Source organism: Pseudomonas sp. PB103, assembly GCF_009764635.1.
Taxonomy (GTDB): Bacteria; Pseudomonadota; Gammaproteobacteria; order Pseudomonadales; family Pseudomonadaceae; genus Aquipseudomonas.
In genome coordinates, this window is sequence record NZ_RWIL01000090.1 from 1 (window position 1) to 13,757 (window position 13,757).

13 protein-coding genes are annotated in these 13,757 nt (G+C 59.8%); 1 reads left to right on the top strand and 12 read right to left on the bottom strand.

What is annotated here, in order from left to right:
* Positions 1-60: 60 nt before the first annotated feature.
* The 12 genes from EJA70_RS16100 to EJA70_RS16155 all read right to left on the bottom strand — a co-directional run bounded on the left by EJA70_RS16100 (position 61) and on the right by EJA70_RS16155 (position 12,567).
* Entirely contained in the window at positions 61-690 is a 630-nt protein-coding gene (locus tag EJA70_RS16100; RefSeq protein WP_158831962.1) for a bifunctional 2-polyprenyl-6-hydroxyphenol methylase/3-demethylubiquinol 3-O-methyltransferase UbiG, read from the bottom strand.
* Positions 691-818: 128 nt separating this feature from the next.
* Complete coding sequence (locus EJA70_RS16105; RefSeq protein ID WP_008083598.1) at positions 819-1,463, bottom strand: methionine ABC transporter permease; 645 nt, start codon at positions 1,461-1,463, stop codon at positions 819-821.
* Positions 1,453-2,574 carry a methionine ABC transporter ATP-binding protein gene (locus EJA70_RS16110; RefSeq protein WP_158831964.1) on the bottom strand — a complete coding sequence of 374 codons (1,122 nt, stop codon included), beginning with the start codon at positions 2,572-2,574 and terminating at the stop codon, positions 1,453-1,455. Before EJA70_RS16110 ends, EJA70_RS16105 begins: the two co-directional genes overlap by 11 nt.
* A gap of 2 nt (positions 2,575-2,576) precedes the next feature.
* Positions 2,577-3,386, bottom strand: a complete 810-nt coding sequence (locus tag EJA70_RS16115; protein WP_158831966.1) for a MetQ/NlpA family ABC transporter substrate-binding protein — start codon at positions 3,384-3,386, stop codon at positions 2,577-2,579.
* A gap of 124 nt (positions 3,387-3,510) precedes the next feature.
* Positions 3,511-4,869: an LLM class flavin-dependent oxidoreductase gene (locus EJA70_RS16120; protein ID WP_158831968.1), complete on the bottom strand. Its 1,359-nt coding sequence runs from the start codon at positions 4,867-4,869 to the stop codon at positions 3,511-3,513.
* On the bottom strand, positions 4,869-6,062 hold the full coding sequence (locus EJA70_RS16125) for an SfnB family sulfur acquisition oxidoreductase (protein WP_158831970.1): 1,194 nt from the start codon (positions 6,060-6,062) through the stop codon (positions 4,869-4,871). The genes EJA70_RS16120 and EJA70_RS16125 overlap by 1 nt, the downstream gene beginning before the upstream one ends.
* A gap of 23 nt (positions 6,063-6,085) precedes the next feature.
* Entirely contained in the window at positions 6,086-7,327 is a 1,242-nt protein-coding gene (locus tag EJA70_RS16130) for an SfnB family sulfur acquisition oxidoreductase (RefSeq protein ID WP_158831972.1), read from the bottom strand.
* Between the two features lie 414 nt (positions 7,328-7,741).
* Positions 7,742-8,506, bottom strand: coding sequence for a hypothetical protein (locus EJA70_RS16135; RefSeq protein ID WP_158831974.1), 765 nt, complete (start codon positions 8,504-8,506; stop codon positions 7,742-7,744).
* A 479-nt stretch (positions 8,507-8,985) separates the two neighbouring features.
* A complete protein-coding gene (tcyN, locus tag EJA70_RS16140) occupies positions 8,986-9,735 on the bottom strand; it encodes an L-cystine ABC transporter ATP-binding protein TcyN (RefSeq protein WP_158831976.1) in 750 nt (249 codons plus the stop codon).
* Between the two features lie 2 nt (positions 9,736-9,737).
* A complete protein-coding gene (gene tcyL / locus EJA70_RS16145; protein WP_008083614.1) occupies positions 9,738-10,454 on the bottom strand; it encodes a cystine ABC transporter permease in 717 nt (238 codons plus the stop codon).
* A complete protein-coding gene (gene tcyJ / locus EJA70_RS16150) occupies positions 10,454-11,254 on the bottom strand; it encodes a cystine ABC transporter substrate-binding protein (RefSeq protein WP_158831978.1) in 801 nt (266 codons plus the stop codon). Before tcyJ ends, tcyL begins: the two co-directional genes overlap by 1 nt.
* 320 nt (positions 11,255-11,574) lie before the next feature.
* Positions 11,575-12,567, bottom strand: coding sequence for a D-cysteine desulfhydrase (locus EJA70_RS16155; RefSeq protein WP_158831980.1), 993 nt, complete (start codon positions 12,565-12,567; stop codon positions 11,575-11,577).
* Positions 12,568-12,757: 190 nt separating this feature from the next.
* On the opposite strand from EJA70_RS16155, the gene epsC reads away from it, so the two are divergent.
* Positions 12,758-13,684 carry a serine O-acetyltransferase EpsC gene (epsC, locus tag EJA70_RS16160; RefSeq protein ID WP_008083620.1) on the top strand — a complete coding sequence of 309 codons (927 nt, stop codon included), beginning with the start codon at positions 12,758-12,760 and terminating at the stop codon, positions 13,682-13,684.
* The last annotated feature ends 73 nt before the right edge of the window (positions 13,685-13,757 follow it).

The following is a 13,757-nucleotide window of genomic DNA, read 5'->3' on the forward strand; positions in this document are numbered from 1 at the left end:
GCGGCAGCTCCTACATGGGGTGATATGTAGGAGCTGCCGCAGGCTGCGATCTTTTGCTCTTCAACCCACACGCCGCCAGACACTCGCCAACCAAGGCTGCTGCTCGCGCGGCAACCCCGCTGGCCGATAGTAATGCTCCAGCTCGACAAACCCCGCTGCCGTCAACAACCCGCGCCACGCCTCCAGATCGTGATACGAACCATACCGTGGCCCGTTCCAGCCCTCTCGGTTATCCCCACGCGGATTCGAACTGAACAACACCCCACCGGGCTTCAACGCGCCATGCAATTGCTTGAGCACTCGCGGTAACTCCTGCAATGGCACGTGAAACAGCACCGCATTGGCAAAAATCCCGTCAAAGCGTTCAGCGGGCAGATCCAGCTTCAGAAAATCCTGCTGCAACACCTCACAGCCACTGTCCTCGCGCGCCATCCGCGCAAACTCCTGCGAACCGTCCAGCCCGACCGCAACGTGACCCATGCGCGTGAACGTCTGCAAATCCCGGCCCGGCCCGCACCCGAAATCGAGAATCGTGAACGGCGCCGTGCCCTGAATATGTCGCAACAATGCATCGATGTTCTGGCTGACATCGTGATCGCGGGTGCCTTCGCGGAAGTCTGCGGCCACCGAGTTGTAATGGCCGAGGGTGGTGGCAGTGATCTGCTCGAGGTCGGTGGGGGTTTGCTTCATGGTCGGCTGCACGTTCAGGTAAAGATGTGCCGACTATAAGCGAAAAGATCGCAGCCTGCGGCAGCTCCTACATAGGCAACACATGCCAATGTAGGAGCTGCCGCAGGCTGCGATCTTTTGGTCTTGCCTCAGCGCTTGTTCAATCCCCGCGCCAACCGATCCCCACCCAACTGAATCAGCGCCACCAACGCCACCAGCAACACGATCACCGTCAACATGATCTGGCTGTCAAAGCGCTGATAGCCGTAGCGGTAAGCGATATCCCCCAACCCGCCAGCCCCGATCGCCCCGGCCATCGCCGAAGAGTTGATCATCGTCACCAGCGTGATGGTGAACCCGCCCACAATCCCCGGCAGCGCCTCAGGCAACAGCACATGCCAGACAATGTGCCAACGCCGGCATCCCATCGCCTGCGCCGCCTCGATCAAACCATGATCGACCTCACGCAGACTCACTTCGGCAATCCGCGCAAAGAACGGCGTCGCCGCGATCGTCAGCGGCACCACGGCCGCCCAGACGCCATACGTTGTCCCGACAATCAACCGGGTAAACGGAATCAGCGCGACCATCAGAATCAGAAACGGGATCGAGCGAAACAGGTTCACGAACGCGCCCAACGCGCGGTTCAGCACCGGCGCTTCGTAGATCCCGCCCTTGTCGCTGGTGACCAGAATCACCGCCATCGGAATGCCCACCAGCAGGGCGATCAGCGACGACACACCGACCATCAGAAACGTGTCGATAAACCCCTGCCACAAGCGATCAAGCCACATAACCCAATACCTCCACTCGTTGCGCCCATGGCGTGGCACGCTCGCGCAATTGCTCGGCGCTTAACGCTGAGCCGCTGACGGCTAACAGCAGTTGTCCCAGCGCGTGCCCCTGAATCCGTTCGACGCCGCCCTGCAGCAACTTCACCCGGCCGCCGAGAGCGGTGAACAGCGCGGCCAGATCCGGTTCGTCGCTGGCGCTGCCGGTGAACTGCAAACGCAGCACCACGGCTGCGTCGGAGGCGGGCGGCTGCGGGTGCAAACGGCTCTGCAATTCTTCCGGCAAGGCGTGCTGCAACGGCGCGAGCAAGGTCTGGCTGACCTCGTGCTGCGGATTGCCGAACACTTCCCACACCGGGCCTTGCTCGACGACGCGGCCATGCTCAAGCACGACGACGCGGTCACAGATTTCGCGGATCACCGCCATTTCGTGAGTGATCAGCACGATGGTCAGGCCCAGGCGTTGGTTGATCTCGCGCAGCAGGCCGAGGATCGACTGGGTGGTCTCCGGGTCGAGCGCCGAAGTGGCCTCGTCGCAGAGCAAGATATCCGGGTCATGCACCAATGCGCGGGCGATGCCGACGCGCTGTTTCTGCCCACCGGAAAGCTGCGCCGGATAGGCTTTGTGCTTTTCTTGCAAGCCGACCAGTTCGAGCAATTCGCGAACTTTTTTCTCGCGCTGCTCTTTCGGCACGCCCGCGACTTTCAGCGGCAGTTCGACGTTCTGCCAAACGGTCTTGGCCGACATCAGATTGAAGTGCTGGAAGATCATGCCGATGCGTCGACGCAGCGCCACGAGGCGGTCTTCATCGAACTCGCCGATGTCGATCTGATCAATCAGCACCCGCCCCGAAGTCGGTTGTTCCAGGCGATTGATCGTGCGGATCAGCGACGACTTGCCGGCGCCACTGCGGCCGATGATGCCGAACACTTCACCGCGCTGAATCGCCAGATCAATGCCTTGCAACGCGGCGACCGGGCCTTGTCGACCGTTGTAGGTTTTGCCCAGCCCGATGAAGCGCACATGAGCGCGATTCAGTTCCGGATGCAGTTCGGTTTTTTCAGCATTGTGTGGCTCTGGAATATCCAGTCGCCGTTGGATCGCGGCCGTCATGCTCAGCTTTCCCAACCGGCTTGATACAGCTTGCCGTGGGCCTTATCCAGCGCTGCACGAACGGCCGGCGAATGCTGGTAGATGTCGACGAATTTGATCAGGCGCGGGTCGGTTTTGCTCTTCGGCTGGATGACGAACTGGATCACGTATTCCTTGTGGTCGAGGCCGTCGAACAACAGCGCGGAACCGGCATCGAAGGTCTTCGCCAAGCGAATGTAGGCCGGATAACCCTGGACCAGATCGGCGTCGTCATAGGCACGTACCAGTTGCACGGCTTCGACTTGCAGAATCTTGATTTTCTTCGGGTTGGCGACGATGTCGTCTTCGGTGGCCTTGTAGCCGACGCCCGGTTTCAGCGTGATCAAACCGGCCTTGGCCAGCAATTGCAGACCACGGCCGCTGTTGATCGGGTCGTTGGCGATGGCGACGCTGGCGCCTTCTGGCAGCTCGTCGAAGCTTTTGTATTTTTTCGAGTAGAGACCGACGTTATTGATGATCCCCGGCGCGAACGGCACCAGGTCGAAACCTGACGCAGCCTTGGCGTTTTCGAGAAACGGGATGTGCTGAAAGTAGTTCACATCGATGTCGCCGGCGGCGAGGCTGACGTTCGGTGCAATCCAGTCGGAGAACTCCACCAGCTCGACTTTCAGGCCTTGTTTGGAGGCCTCTTCGACGGCGGCTTCCAGTGGGATGGCGAAGGCGGCGGTGGTGCCGATTTTCAGCGGCGCGTCGGCGGCGAAGATCGCCGAGCTGAACAGGCCGAGGGCCAGGGCCAGTGCTTTGACTGGGTGGGACAGGGTTTTCTTGGTCATGATGGTTTTCCAGTCAGTGCATGAATTTTTGGTGTCTGTTGCGGCTTCATCGCTGGCAAGCCAGCTCCCACAGGTTTTGTGAACGCCACAGAACCTTGTGGGAGCTGGCTTGCCAGCGATGCTCTTAGCGTCGGTACGAAGATCCGGTGTGTTGCTCAGGTAGCTGCGCCTCCCCGTGAAACAGCTTCTCGCGCAAGCTGCCGCTGTCGTACGCGGTCTTGTACGAGCCACGTCGCTGCAGCTCCGGAATCACCAGCTCAATAAAATCGACATAGCTCTCCGGCGTGACAATCCGCGTCAAATTGAAACCATCAAGGCCGGTTTCGGCGATCCACGACTCCAGCTCATCCGCCACTTGCTGAGGCGAACCGACCACGGTGATGTAGCGGCCACCGAGGGCGTGCTGGTCGAGCAATTTGCGCCGGGTCCAATCGTTGTTCTGCAGGTTTTTCGTCGCCGATTGAATGGCGTTGCTCTTCACGTACTGGATCGGTTCGTCGATTTCGTACTGGGAAAAGTCGATGCCGGTCGACGCGGAAAAATGCGCCACGCCGGCCTCGGCACTGGCGTAACTCAGGTACTCGGCGTGCTTGGCCCACGCCGCTTCTTCAGTCGCGCCGACGATCACGTTGAGGCCCATGAACACCTTGATGTCCTCAGGGTTGCGCCCCGCTTCAACCGCGCTGGCGCGCACCTTGTCGACCTGAACCTTGGTCGACGGTTTGTTCTGGCCGCTGATGAACACGCACTCGGCGTGACGCCCGGCAAACAGCAAACCGCGGTCGGAACTGCCGGCCTGAAACAGCACCGGCGTGCGCTGCGGTGACGGCTCGCAGAGGTGATAACCCTCGACCTGATAGAACTCGCCCTTGTGCTCGACCTTGTGCACTTTCTCCGGCTGCGCGTAGATCCGTTGCTCGCGGTCGTTGAGCACCGCGCCGTTTTCCCAGCTGCCTTCCCAGAGTTTGTAGAGCACTTCCAGGTACTCATCGGCCTGATCGTAACGACGGTCATGCTCGACTTGTTCGCTGAGACCCATAGCTTTCGCGGCGCTGTCCAGATAACCGGTAACGATGTTCCAGCCCACGCGTCCACGACTCAGATGATCGAGCGTCGACATGCGCCGGGCGAACAGATACGGCGGCTCGTAGGTGAGGTTGGCGGTGAGGCCGAAGCCGAGGTTTTTGGTCACGGCGGCCATGGCTGAAACCAGCAGCAGCGGGTCGTTGACCGGCAACTGGATCGACTCTTTCAGCGGCACATCGACCGAGTTCTGATAGACGTCGTACACGCCGACGATGTCGGCGATGAACAACCCGTCGAACAGCCCGCGCTCCAGCAGTTGCGCCAGTTCTGTCCAGTATTCAATGGTGTTGTAGCGAGTCGAGGTGTCACGCGGATGCGTCCACAAACCGTGATTGATATGGCCAATGCAGTTCATGTTGAACGCGTTGAGCAGGATCTTCTTTTTCGCCGCGCTCATCAGATCGTCCCTCGCAGCGGAGGGTTTTCATCGTTGAGGTAATAATTGCCCACCGCGTGATATTTCCAGCGCACCGGGTCGTGCAAGGTGTGCACGCGGGCGTTGCGCCAGTGACGGTCGAGACCGTGTTCGATCAACGTCGCCTGGCTGCCCGCCAGTTCGAACAGCGTGCTGCCGGCGGCGAGGGAAATTTCGGTGCTGATCGCGCGGGCCTCGGCGACGGCAATCGAAGCCGCGGCGACGGTGTCTGCATTGGTATCGGCTTGCGCCGCGTCGAGGAATTCGCCGGCGCGTTCGAGCAAGGCTTCGGTGGCGTGCAGACGAATACTCAAGTGGCCGAAGCTCTTCAGCGTCAGCGGATCTTCGGTGGCTTTGTCGTTGCCGGAATCGATCCATGGCCGGGTTTTGCTGCGCACAAAGTGCAGCGCGTCTTCGTACGCGGCGCGGGCGATGCCGGTGTCGATGGCGGCGTGAAGGATCTGCGCCAACGGGCCAACGGTGGTCGGGCGTTCGAAGGCGCTCTGGAATGGCAGCACGTCTTCAGCGGCGACGTAGACGTCTTCGAATACTACCGAGCCGCTGCCGGTGGTGCGCTGACCAAAACCGCTCCAGTCGTCGATCACGCTCAGCCCTTTGCTGTCACGCGGGACGAACGCCAGTTGCTGCACACCGTTTTCATCGACGACCGAGGTCGGGATGCGCTGCGCGTAAATCGCGCCGGTCGCATAGAACTTGCGACCGTTGATGCGATAACCGTCGCCGTCGCGCTTGAGGCTGGTGACGCGGTCGTGGGCGGTTTTCGTGCCCAGTTCCGCCAGTGCATTACCGAAGCGTTGCCCCGCGAGCACTTCGGCGTACAGCCGTTGTTTTTGCGCGTGGCTGCCGTTCACGCGCAGCACTTCCAGCGCATAAAAATGGTTCTGTGGAATCTGCCCGAGCGAGCCATCAGCCTGAGCGATCAGGGCGATGACTTTGGCCAGGGTGACGTTGGACACGCCAGCGCCGCCGTATTCCTTCGGCACGCTGATGCCCCACAGGCCCGAGCGGGAAAACACGTCGAGTTCCGGCAGTGGCAGGCGGCGTTCACGGTCGCGCACGGCGCTGTCGCGTTTGAAGTCTTCGGCCAGGTCGCTGGCGACAATCAGGGCTTGCTCATCGCTGGTGATGACCGCGACGTGATGGGAAAAAGTCATAGGTTTCTCCAGATGTCTGGTCGTCAGATCCAGGAATGGCGAGCCGGCAAAGTGCCGTTGAGGCGATAGGCGCCGACCGCGTGATATTTCCAGCGCACCGGGTCGTGCAGCGTGTGCACGCGGGCGTTGCGCCAGTGACGGTCGAGGTTGAATTCGGCGAGGGTCGCGCGGCTGCCGGCCAGTTCGAACAGCTTTTCGCTGGCTTGCAGGGAGATCTCGGTGGTCAGCACTTTCGCTTCGGCCACGGCAATCGAAGCGCGCGCGGCAGACTCGGCGGTGAGCGGCGCGGCGTGCACCTGATCGAGCACTTTGCCGGCCTTGCGCAACAGCGCTTCGGCGGCGTGCAGTTCTATTTTCAGTTTGCCGATGTCGGCGATCACGTAAAGGTCATCGCTAGCGCGTTCGACCTTGGCATCGATCCATGGCCGGGCGCGGGTTTTGACGAACTCGATGGCGTCATCGATGGCGCCACGGGCGATGCCGGCGTCGATCGCTGCCTGAATCAGCTGCGACACCGCGCCTTGGGTGTTCGGGGTTTCGTTGATTTTCCAGTTGTCGACGACCAGGCTCGACTCGACGCGCACGTTGTTCAGCAGGATCGTGCCGCTGGCAGTGGTGCGCTGACCGAACCCCGACCAGTCATCAACGATGCGCAAACCCGGGGTGCCGCGACGGACGAAGGCCAGCACTTGCTTGCCGTCATCGTTGAGCGCTTTGACCGCAACCCAGTGCGCAAACAGCGCGCCGGTGGAATAGAATTTTTGGCCATTGATCACGTAATCGTCGCCGTCGGCGGTGATCCGCGCTTTCAATTCCAGGGTGTTTTTGGTGCCGCGTTCCGGGCCGGCATTGCCGATGCGCCAGCCTTCCAGAACGCTCTGGAACAGCTGTTTTTTCTGCGCTTCGGTGGCGCTGCCGAGCACCAGATTGATGATGCCGAACTGGTTCTGCGGGATCTGCCCCAGCGCCGGGTCGGCGGCGGAAATGATCGCGAACACTTCGGCCAGCGTCACGAACGAAACCTGCGGGCCACCGTATTCACGCGGAATGGCGATGCTGCCCAGGCCGCTGCGAGTGAACTGTTCGATTTCCGACCATGGCAGCTTGCGCTGACGATCGCGCTTGGCGGCCTGCACGCGGGCGACTTGCGCCAGATCATGGGCGGCCTTGATGGCTTGGGCGTCGTTGCGCAAGACCTGCGCGGGCAACAACAACGGGGCGATGTCCAGATCCGACTGGACGTTTGCGTCTGCCAGACTGGACATCAGTGCCGCTCCTTGGCTGCACGCAATGCCCTGGCGATCTGCACTGGGGTGATTGTGTTCCGGACCATACTACCTACCTCACATCTCATGAAAAACGCCGCAAAAATGCGACGAACGAAAGAATGTCCGGTGGTCCGGTTCATATACCCTAAGCGTGTATAAATATTAAATAAACTAACTTTTAGGAATATGCATAGAAGGGGTGATGGTCGGGTTGGTTAACTGCTTTTATCTGCGTCGGCAACCCCTTGGGCCAAGAGGGTTTTGTGCTGAGGGGATTTTTGTGGGGAGGGGATTTATCCCGATGGCCTGCGTAGCAGGTCCTGCTTTTATTTTTTAAAAACGGGGGCCGCTGCGCAGCCCATCGGGGATAAATCCCCTCACTACAGAACCCCTGACCCTTGAAGATAGGGGTTACGGCTTGCGGGATTCGGCAGCCTTAAGCTCGGCCCTCAGTGGCACTTTCAGGTAGGGATTCACACAGCCGATCTTCAACGTGCGCGGCGGTGCCCAGCGCGAGTTGTTGCCGACCCGGTCGAGGATGCAATAGGTCACGTCCAGCCGCAGGTCTTCGCCCGCTTCGACAATCACCGCTGGCGGCACCCAGACCTGAATCGGCAAGCCGACATCCGCTGCCGTCAGCGGCGCCAGATCCATGCGCACATCGCCCCAGCGCAAGGTGATGGCGTCGTCTTCGGCCATGTTCAGGTACGGCTCGATGGTCAGCGGTACGCCGCGTTTGATCTGGTTCGGGTTTACGCCCTGACGGCGAATGGTCTCGGGCAAAGTCACAGGCGCCAATTGTTGGTTTTCGTCTTCGCACAGCGCTGTGGGTTGCCCGCCGGGGCAGTCGAGTTTGATCTGTACGCGCGTCGCCGCCGAAAGTGCCGGGCCATGACCGACCTGCATCACTCGATAGTGAACGCGTGCCGAGCCGCTGATGACGAAGCTTTCCGGGACGCGCAGGCTCACCGCCAGGTCGACGTCCTCGGCGGTCAATACTTGCGAGGCGACGTAGCAGTTGTTCCAGAACAGCTCGATCAGATCCCCCGTGTCCATACCGGGATAGGGCGGCACATCGACCAGCAGGTGCGCCGCCGCTGCCAGGTTGATGCCGGTTTGTTGTGCGGGCGCCAGGGTCGGCGCCGCCAGCTCGAGGGTATGCGAAGTGCGGGTCATCGGTTTCTCTCCTTGAAGCGTTGCAACGAAGTCCGTTTCTGAAAAAACAAAAGGCGTGAATTAACAGGCAATAAAACAATGCGTTTTGCTGTTATAAAAAGACTGTTGGGTTCATTAAGTGCGCCGGTTGGCGACTAGATAAGAAGAAGCGGAGAGGGGAGTCAATAGAGGGGGTTAGTTAATCCGGGAATTACGGTTTAATCAGAAGTTTCCTACAGTGATGAGGCAGTCTGCCTAGGTGTGCTGGCGAATCAGGCTACAGTTTTAGCGATTTTTTATCACGTTCAATGCACAGCCATTTGCACACCGTTCGATAGTGTGCCACTAAATTAAAGTGAGTTATATCTGTTGCAGAACATATATATGTGCTGCTCATTATTGGCTGGGTTGGTGTTTGTGAGGGGAGGGGAGGGGAGGGGACTTTATAAGTCGCCTAACTTCCATCCGTGGAAGTTGGTGGCGGGTACAGATAAAAGTTCTCAGGCGTGATTCAGGAACTTGCTGAGAAACTGTTTGGTACGCTCTTCTTTCGGGTTGGCAAACAACGCTTTGGCCTCACCTTGTTCGACGATCACGCCTTTGTCGAAAAACACCACACGGTTGGCCACGTCGCGGGCAAAACCCATTTCGTGAGTGACGATGACCATGGTGCGTTTTTCTTCGGCGAGGCCACGAATGGTCGCCAGCACTTCGCCGACCAATTCCGGGTCGAGGGCCGAAGTCGGCTCGTCGAACAGGATCACTTCCGGCTCCATCGCCAACGCCCGGGCAATCGCCACACGCTGTTGCTGACCGCCGGAGAGACGACGCGGATAGGCGTCTTCTTTGCCCGCCAGCCCGACCTTGGCCATCAGCGCTTTACCCAGAACAATGGCTTTTTCGCGTGCCATCTTCTTGACCACGACCGGGCCTTCGATGACGTTCTCAAGCGCGGTGCGATGGGGGAACAGGTTGAAGTTCTGGAACACGAAACCGACGTGTTGGCGCAGGTTGCGTACCAGCGCTTGCTGCTGGTTCAACGGGCGACTGGTATCGATCTCGATATCGCCGACCTTGATCCGGCCGCTGGTGGGTTGTTCAAGGAAATTCAGGCAGCGCAGGAACGTCGTTTTCCCCGAACCGCTGGGGCCGATGATCGCGACGACTTCGCCTTCCTTGACCTCCAGGTCGATGCCGTTGAGCACGACCTGACCCTTGAATTGCTTGGTCAGTTTTTCCACGACAATCATCGTCAGGACTCCTGGTCGTGCCGATTGACCCGCTCTTCCAACTTGTTCTGGAAGTGCGAAAGCACCGTGGCCAGAATCCAGTAGATCAGCGCGGCGGCAAGATACATGGTGAAGACTTCGAAAGTCCGGGCGGTAATCAACTGGGCCTGACGGAACAGCTCCGGCACCTGAATGGTGGCGGCGAGTGCCGTGTCCTTGACCAGCGAAATGAAGCTGTTGCCCAACGGCGGCAACGCCGTGCGCATCGCTTGCGGCAGGATGGCCCGGCGCAGGGTTTGCGCACGGGTCATGCCGATGCTCGCAGCGGCTTCCCACTGGCCACGTTCGATCGAACCGATCGCAGCACGGAGAATTTCACAGGCGTACGCGGCCATGTTCAGCGAGAAGCCGATCAGCGCTGCTGGTAGCGGATCCAGTTCGATTCCCAGTTGCGGGAAGCCGTAATAGATCACGAACAACTGCACCAGCAACGGCGTCCCGCGAAAGAACGACACGTAGACGCGCGCCAGCCAGCTCACTGATTTGAAGCGCGACAGGCGCATCAACGCCAGGCCGAAGCCCAGCAGCAAGCCGAAGAACATCCCGCCGAGGCTGAGGACTACCGTGTAGTACGCGCCCTTGAGCAGAAAGGGCGCGGAGTCCAGCAACAGCGCCGATGTTTCGGCGAGTTGCTGGCTCAACTGCGGGAAGTGCGCTTCGAATTGAAATCCAACTTCCATTATTTAGTGACGTCTGCGTTGAAGTACTTCTCGGACAGCTTCTTCAACGTGCCGTCTGCACGCAGTTCGTCGATGGCCTTGTTCACGGCAGCCAGCAGTTCCGGCTCACCTTTGCGCAGGGCAACACCGGCTTCCTGACGGGAGAAGGCTTCACCGGCGGCTACGGTTTTCGGGGCTTTCTTGGCGTATTCCAGCGCGGCCAGACGGTCGATCAGGATGGCGTCGGTGCGGCCGTTGTTGAGGTCGGCGAACTTGGTCGGATCATCGTCATAGGTGCGCACGTCAGCGCCCGGCACGTTGGCGCGAACCCATTGTTCGTAGTTGGTGCCCAGGCCGACACCGACTTTCTTGCCGGACAGGTCATTGGCGGTCTTGATGTTCAGCGCCGCTTCTTTGCTCTTCAGCACCAGTGCCTGAATCCCGGAAACGGTATACGGCTCGGAGAAGTCATACTTCTTTTTGCGCTCGTCGGAGATGGTCACCTGGTTGACTACTACGTCCAGACGCTTGGATTCCAGCGCGGCGAGAATGCCGTCCCACTTGGTCGGCTGAATCTTGGCTTTGACGCCGAGTTTTTGCGCGATTGCTTCGGAGAGCTCGACTTCGAAACCGGAGAGTTTGCCGTCGGCATCGACGAAGCTGAATGGAGGGTAAGTGCCTTCCAGGCCGACGTTGATAACGCCTTTGTCCTTGATCTGTTGCAGCTGCTCACCGGCGACTGCCTGGCCGATCAGACCGGCGCTCAGCGCCAGGCCCAGTGAACCCACCAACAGATTGCGACGTAGTGCGGAAAAATTCATGACGAGCCCCTGTGTTTTCTTATGGAAGACGCTAAAGGAAAGTTGGCGAATGGGTGATTCGTGCGCCTGCGTTATCGTGCCCTAAAGCAGCTTATGCGTCTTGCGCGAAATTCGCCTGCGGCGAGACTATAAGATGTCTGCGTTAGACTTGAAAATACTTAATATCGAAAATGATATTCTTTATTGGAATATGAAGCGTCTGTTGATCGTACCCACGCTCTGCGTGGGAATGCCTCTGGGGACGCTCCGCGTTCCAGCTCTAAAAGGGACGCGGAGCGTCCCAGGCTGCATTCCCACGCAGAGCGTGGGGAACGATCTCGTTACAGAAACTCCGTGTAGGCAAACAACGCCGGCGCGCCGCCGGTGTGCAGGAAAATGATCGGGCCTTCATCAAAGCGCTGACGCCCGATCCCGTCCAGCAATCCCGCCATCGCCTTGCCGGTATAAACCGGATCCAGCAGCACCGCTTCCTGACTGGACAAAAGCTTCACCGCCGCCAACGTCCCGGCATTCGGCTCGCCATAACGCGGACCAAAATATTCGTCCCACAACTCGACCTTGAAACTGGCCGGCAGTTCGACGCCGAGCAGCTCCGCCGTACGTTCCGCGAGACCCTGCACCTTCGGCCGTTGATCTTCTTCACTGCGCGAAACCGTCACGCCGATCACCGGTAATTGCGGCAGCACTTCGCTCAACGCCAAGGCCAGACCACTGTGCGTCCCGGCACTGCCCGAGGCCAACACCACGGCGGCGAAATTCAGGCCGGTGTCTTTGATCTGCTCGGCCAGTTCCAGGCCGGCGCGCACATAACCCAGCGCACCGAGCGCATTTGAGCCACCAATTGGCACCAGATACGGTTTCTTGCCATTGCTGCGTAAACGCACGGCGAGGGCGGCGAGTTGTTCATCCGCGTTGTCGAGGTTGTCGACCAGCTCGACCTTGGTGTCGAACAGATCCAGCAGCAGACGGTTGCCGTTGCCGGTGTAGTTGCTGTCGTCGGTGCCCAGCGGATTTTCCAGCAACGCCACGCAGCCGAGACCGAGTTTGGCGGCCAGCGCAGCCGTTTGGCGCACGTGGTTCGATTGCAGCGCGCCGGCGGTGATCAGCGTATCGGCACCTTGTGCCAGAGCATCGGCGGCGAGGTATTCGAGTTTGCGCAACTTGTTGCCGCCCATCGCCAGCGGCGTCAGGTCATCGCGTTTGATGTACACCTCGCGGCCTAGCCATGTGGACAGGCGTTCGAGTTTTTCCAGCGGCGTCGGATGGCCGAGCAGGTCGAGACGGTTAAAGCATTCCAGCTGATTCTTGATCATGAGTCCGTACTGGCGGAGAAAGATGAAAGGACTATAGGCACGCGCTTTTGCAGGGGCAACCGTGAATCGCTTATAGCCAAATGAACTGAGCCCAGCACTATCGGTTCTTAATTCGCCCTCGCGAGCATGCCGTAAAGTAGTCGCCGTTGACGCGGCCAGACAGTCCGGCCGCCCGTGAGGAGTCTTTACCGTGAGCGAGCGTTCCAGCCATTGGCAATTGCAGACCATCGTCAGTCAACTGCGCAGCGCGCGGGATCAGTGGCGGGCACAGAACGGCCGGGCGTCCGGCGAGCAGGGTGGTCGCGAGTTGCCGTCGCGGGCGGCGATGGCGGAAATTCTTGAAGCGCTGTGTGGTGCGCTATTCCCGATGCGGTTGGGCCCGGTGGATCTGCGTGAAGAAAGTGAAGATTTCTACGTCGGCCACACCCTCGATGTCGCCCTGAATGCCTTGTTGGCACAAACCCGTCTGGAGCTGCGCTACGTCGCCCGCCACAGCGCGCAGGCTGACACTGAAGTCGAGGCCCGCGCGATTCAGATCGTCCAGGATTTCGCCCTGGCCTTGCCGGGTCTGCGCTCGCTGCTCGACTCCGATGTGCTGGCCGCTTATCACGGTGATCCGGCGGCGCGCAGCGTTGATGAAGTGCTGCTGTGCTACCCGGGGATTCTGGCGGTGATTCACCATCGTCTGGCGCACCATTTGTATCGCGCCGGGCTACCGTTGCTGGCACGGATCAGTGCGGAAATCGCCCATTCGGCGACCGGCATCGATATTCACCCGGGGGCGCAGATCGGCCGTAGCTTCTTTATCGATCACGGTACCGGTGTGGTGATTGGTGAGACCGCGATCATTGGCGAGCGCGTGCGGATTTATCAAGCGGTGACGTTGGGCGCCAAACGCTTCCCGGCGGACGAAGACGGTCAGTTGCAGAAGGGCCATCCGCGCCATCCGATCGTGGAAGATGATGTGGTGATTTACGCCGGGGCGACGATTCTCGGACGGATTACCATTGGCAAGGGTTCGACCATTGGCGGCAACGTGTGGCTGACGCGCAGCGTGCCGGCCGGATGCAATCTGACCCAGGCCAACCTGCAGCACGATGACGGCACACAAAAGTAAGATCCCATGTAGGAGCTGCCGAAGGCTGCGATCTTTTGATCTACAAAAACAAGATCAAAAGATCGCAGCCTTC

Coding starts and splice junctions, on each gene's coding strand:
- tcyN (WP_158831976.1), bottom strand. CDS start 9,735: ATGATTGTCGTGGAAAAACTGACCAAGCAATTCAAGGGTCAGGTCGTG.
- EJA70_RS16110 (WP_158831964.1), bottom strand. CDS start 2,574: ATGACGGCCGCGATCCAACGGCGACTGGATATTCCAGAGCCACACAAT.
- EJA70_RS16115 (WP_158831966.1), bottom strand. CDS start 3,386: ATGACCAAGAAAACCCTGTCCCACCCAGTCAAAGCACTGGCCCTGGCC.
- EJA70_RS16130 (WP_158831972.1), bottom strand. CDS start 7,327: ATGTCCAGTCTGGCAGACGCAAACGTCCAGTCGGATCTGGACATCGCC.
- tcyJ (WP_158831978.1), bottom strand. CDS start 11,254: ATGAATTTTTCCGCACTACGTCGCAATCTGTTGGTGGGTTCACTGGGC.
- tcyL (WP_008083614.1), bottom strand. CDS start 10,454: ATGGAAGTTGGATTTCAATTCGAAGCGCACTTCCCGCAGTTGAGCCAG.
- EJA70_RS16155 (WP_158831980.1), bottom strand. CDS start 12,567: ATGATCAAGAATCAGCTGGAATGCTTTAACCGTCTCGACCTGCTCGGC.
- EJA70_RS16135 (WP_158831974.1), bottom strand. CDS start 8,506: ATGACCCGCACTTCGCATACCCTCGAGCTGGCGGCGCCGACCCTGGCG.
- EJA70_RS16105 (WP_008083598.1), bottom strand. CDS start 1,463: ATGTGGCTTGATCGCTTGTGGCAGGGGTTTATCGACACGTTTCTGATG.
- EJA70_RS16100 (WP_158831962.1), bottom strand. CDS start 690: ATGAAGCAAACCCCCACCGACCTCGAGCAGATCACTGCCACCACCCTC.
- EJA70_RS16125 (WP_158831970.1), bottom strand. CDS start 6,062: ATGACTTTTTCCCATCACGTCGCGGTCATCACCAGCGATGAGCAAGCC.
- EJA70_RS16120 (WP_158831968.1), bottom strand. CDS start 4,869: ATGAGCGCGGCGAAAAAGAAGATCCTGCTCAACGCGTTCAACATGAAC.